Source organism: Thermodesulfobacteriota bacterium, assembly GCA_040756475.1.
Classification (GTDB): Bacteria; Desulfobacterota; Deferrisomatia; order Deferrisomatales; family JACRMM01; genus JBFLZB01.
The window spans coordinates 1-3859 of sequence record JBFLZB010000283.1; the positions used below are offsets into that span (position 1 = coordinate 1).

The following is a 3859-nucleotide window of genomic DNA, read 5'->3' on the forward strand; positions in this document are numbered from 1 at the left end:
GACCTTCTGGGGCTCGGGCGCCTTCTCGGGCTCCGGCGGCGGGGGCTCGGGCTCGGCCGCCTTTTCGGCTTCCTGCTTCTTGAGGATCTCGGTGCGCGCCCGGCTCGGGGCCTGGGGCGCCTCGTAGATGAGCCGGGCAAACCGCTGGGCGACCGCCTCCGGGTGGGGCGCCAGGGGCAGGGGATGGGCCGCCAGCTGAACCGCCCCATAAAGCAAGAGGGCGTACAGGCCCCAGGCCAGCAGGGTAAACGGCCACTCTTCCCGGGCCAGGGGCCCGCGGCGGAAGCGAAGGGGCAGCCGGCCCGGCGGGGCCACGGCCGCCCCCTGGGCCTCGGCCTCGGGCTCGGGTCCGAAGCGAAAGGAGATCCGAAAGCCCCGGTACTCCACCTGCCCCTGCATGGGGGGGGACAAGGGCAGCCACTGCTGCCCCGTGCGGCCCCGGGCCAGCCCCAGGGTCTGCACGTCCGCCAGGGAGAGCCGGGTCGACCACCCGGCGGCGATCTCCCCCTCCATGCCGGCGAGCAGCCGCAGGCACGGAGCGCGGCCCTGCCGGCCGAAGAGCTCCTCGGCGCGCCCTACGCCGGGCACCGGGTAGGTGAACTCCAGCCCCAGTCCCGGGCCCCAGCGCACCCTGCCTTCGGGGCAGGCCACTCGGCCCACCACCCGCCCCTCCCGCTCGAAGGTCACCCAGAGGCAGGACCGCCCCTCCGGGCGCTCGGGAGCCTCGGCCGGCAGCCCCATCATTCTTCCTGGAAGACGGCCAGGGACTGGTTGAGGTACTCGGCCTGTCCCGCCGTGTAGATGATTTTCTTGAGGAGCCGGAAGGGGATCTCCCGGTCGCCCTGGAGCACGATCTCCCCGGTGAACACGACCGAGGGATTGGCAGCCGCGATCTGGCGGGTGCGGGCGGCCTTGTCCCGGAGCACCTCGTACAGAGGCCCGATCAGGAGATCCTCCGCCGCCACGTGGGAGGCGACCTCGTCGAGCAGCAGCGCACCGTCCACGTAGAGCGCGTGGTCGTTGAACGCCACCGTGACGGCCGGGTGGATGACCTCCTGGGCCGTGGAGACCGGCAGGCGGATGGTCTCGGCGAGCTGCACGAGCTGCCCTTCGCTGGCGTAGCTCTTGAGCAGGAACACCAGGAGGATCGTGAAGACGTCGATCATGGACGTGAGCTGGAGCGACATCTCCCGGGCGCCCCGCCGCAGGTGCTTCTTGCGCTTGGTGGGGGAGAACGGCACGCCCTACTCCTCCATCCCCGCCACGACCCGGTCCGCCAGGGAGACGGCAGGGAAGTGGGGGCGGCACCGGTCCATGGTGCGGATCACGTCGTCGTAGAGGATCTTGTCCTCCACCAGGAGCACGAGGGACTCCTGGGCCGGGAACCGCTCCTTGGCCCGGGCCAGCTCCTGCTCCAGGGCCCCGTAGTCGAAGGCGGCGGCTCCGGTGCGGGACAGACGCACCAGGGTCTTCTCCCCCGAGGCCAGAAGGAACCCCTGGTCGGTGAGGGCCAGGGTCAGGGACTCGGCCAGCGTCTCGGGGTCGGGCTCCTCCAGGTAGCGCACCTCGTCGGCGCTGGGCAGGTTGACCTGCACCGCGGCGGTGCGTTCGAAGACCGCGGTCTGGAGGAGCATGGGCACCAGGACCACGAGCAGGCTCATCACGGGGATGAGCTTGAGCTCCACGTCGGTCTGCACCTCGTGGCGACGCTTGCTGGGCCGCTTGGCCGCCATCAGCTGCTCCGCGGCACCGCCGCCAGGAGGTTGATCACCTTGACCGAGTACTCGTCGATCTCGTCGACGATCTTCCCCGACTTGGACTGGAGAAAGGCGTAGCTCGCCATGCAGGGGATGGCCACGATCAGCCCGTAGGCCGTGGTGTTCATGGCCATGGAGATCCCCTGGGCGAGCATGGCCGCCTTCTGGGAGGGGTCGGCGCCGGCCACCGCCTGGAACGCCTGCATGAGGCCCAGGATGGTGCCCAGGAGCCCCATGAGGGTGGAGACGTTGGCGATCATGGAGAGGTAGTGGGTGCGCTTCTGCACGCCCGGGATGACCGCCAGGGCCTCTTCGTCCACCGCGTTCTGGATGGCGCGCTCGTAAGAGGGGTTGGGTGCGCGGGCCGCCCCTCCCAGAGCCGCTTCGATGCCGGCCCGCAGGATGCGCGGAAGCGGTGCGTCGCCGCACAGGTCCCGGGCGGCCTCCAGGTCTCCGCGCTCGATGAGCGGCCGCAGCTCCGAGTAGAACTTCCGGCCGTCCACGTTGAACCGAACCAGGAGCACGTAGAGGCGCTCGAGCACCACCGCCAGCCCGAGCCCCAGGGCGAGCGTGATCGGGTACATGAAGAAACCGCCGTCCTGAAAAGCCCGTGCCATCACGTCCACCATCGAAGTGTCCCTCTTTCTCAGAATCGAAACATCGCGCGGCGCGTTCGGCGAACGCGCGCTACCTTGCCTCACCCGTGCCCCCAGCCTGGCGCCCGCCCTGGGTGGCCCGCTCCTCGAAGGGCCCGGGGAGGAGCGGTTCCAGGATCTCCTCCCGGTAGTCCTTGGAGAGGGGTCCCAGGTCCATGCGCACCTCCCGCCGGGGGATGATGTAGAAGACGTCCGGGCGGTCCACCTCGCCCCGGATCTCCACCTCCTCCATCTCCACCCGGGCCGGGGGCGGGCTCCCGCCGGGCACCGTCTCCTGGGAGGCTGGGGCAGCGGACCCCGCCGCAACCAGCGCCACCAGGGCCGCGAACGCTCTCACGGCTGCCCCTCCCCTGCCAGGCGCAGGGCCGCCCTGCGCCACTGGGCCACCTCGTCGTCTCCGGGTCGCGCCTCCAGGTAGCGGTCGTAGTAGGGCACGGCGTCCGCCGGACGACCCAGGTACTTTTCGTGGAGAATCCCGAGATTCTTGAGCGCCGGGGGGTACCGGGGAGACGCGAGCAGGGCGCTGTCGTAGGCCTCCCGCGCCGCGGCGAACTGCCCCAGGGCCCGGCGGGCGAGCCCCAGGTTGGTCCACGCCTCGGGCGCGCCGGGGCGCAGCGCCGCGGCGGCGGCGGCCAGCTCCTCGGCCCCGGCGAAGTTCCCCTGGGACAGGCGCAGCACCGCCAGACCCACCCGTGCGTCGTAGTCGTCGGGGGCAAGCTCCAGTGCCCGGCGGTAGGCCTCGCCCGAGGCGGCCGCCAGCCCCTGGGCCCGGCGCACGTCGGCCAGGAGCACCCACTCGGGCGCGCCGGCCCCCGTGCGTGCGGCGGCAACCTCGGCCGCCTGCTCCGCCCCCGAGAGGTCCCCGTCGAGCAGCCTCGCGCGGCCCAGGTACAGCGCGAACCGCGGAGCCTCCGGGGTCTTCCAGGTCGCCTCCAGGTGCTCCCGGGCCTCCTCGGGCCTGCCCTCGGCGAGAGCCAGCCACCCGGCCGTTCCCCGAAGCCCGGCGTCCGCGGGACGATCCCGCACCCGGTCCAGGACCCGCTGGTAGGCCTCGGCTCCCCGCCCGCGCCGCTGGGCCAACAGGACGTAAGCCACGAGCTCCGGGGCGTCCTCCCCGGTCCCGTCCCCCGGTGCGTCCCGGGTGAGCTCGTCCCATCGCTCCAGGGCGGCCGTGAGGTCGCCGGAGGCCTCCAGTGCCCGGGCCTCCAGGACCCGGGCCTCCCGCAGGTAGGGGTTGAGGGCGGCGGCCGCCCGGGCGGCCTCCAGCGCCGTGCGGTAGTCTCTGCGCTCCAGGGCGGAGCGCGCTTCCTCCAGACGCGCCGCGGCGCTGCGCGACCGGAGGGGGTCGCCCGGGCCCGGGACGGGGCCGTCCACCGGTGCGTCGGGCGTTCCCGCGCCCTGCCCGTCGTGCGCCGGGGGGGCCCCGGCGCCCCCCGCCCGCCCCAG

The 3859-nt window shown here is 72.9% G+C and carries 6 protein-coding genes; all 6 read right to left on the minus strand.

The genetic code is table 11. From position 1 onward, the window contains the following. Positions 1 to 741: hypothetical protein (locus AB1578_22445; GenBank protein ID MEW6490657.1), on the minus strand; the 741-nt coding region annotated here is incomplete at its 3' end. Continuing rightward, on the minus strand, positions 741 to 1241 hold the full coding sequence (locus AB1578_22450; GenBank protein ID MEW6490658.1) for a biopolymer transporter ExbD: 501 nt from the start codon (positions 1239 to 1241) through the stop codon (positions 741 to 743). The genes AB1578_22445 and AB1578_22450, both read right to left, overlap by 1 nt. 3 nt (positions 1242 to 1244) lie before the next feature. After that, entirely contained in the window at positions 1245 to 1733 is a 489-nt protein-coding gene (locus AB1578_22455) for a biopolymer transporter ExbD (protein MEW6490659.1), read from the minus strand. Next, positions 1733 to 2341: a MotA/TolQ/ExbB proton channel family protein gene (locus AB1578_22460; protein ID MEW6490660.1), complete on the minus strand. Its 609-nt coding sequence runs from the start codon at positions 2339 to 2341 to the stop codon at positions 1733 to 1735. The genes AB1578_22455 and AB1578_22460 overlap by 1 nt, the downstream gene beginning before the upstream one ends. A gap of 103 nt (positions 2342 to 2444) precedes the next feature. Next, the gene (locus tag AB1578_22465) at positions 2445 to 2750 is read right to left on the minus strand and encodes a hypothetical protein (protein MEW6490661.1); all 306 of its coding nucleotides are present in this window, start codon (positions 2748 to 2750) and stop codon (positions 2445 to 2447) included. Further along, a partial coding sequence (locus AB1578_22470) for a tetratricopeptide repeat protein (GenBank protein MEW6490662.1) occupies positions 2747 to 3859 on the minus strand: 1113 nt, incomplete at its 5' end. The genes AB1578_22470 and AB1578_22465, both read right to left, overlap by 4 nt.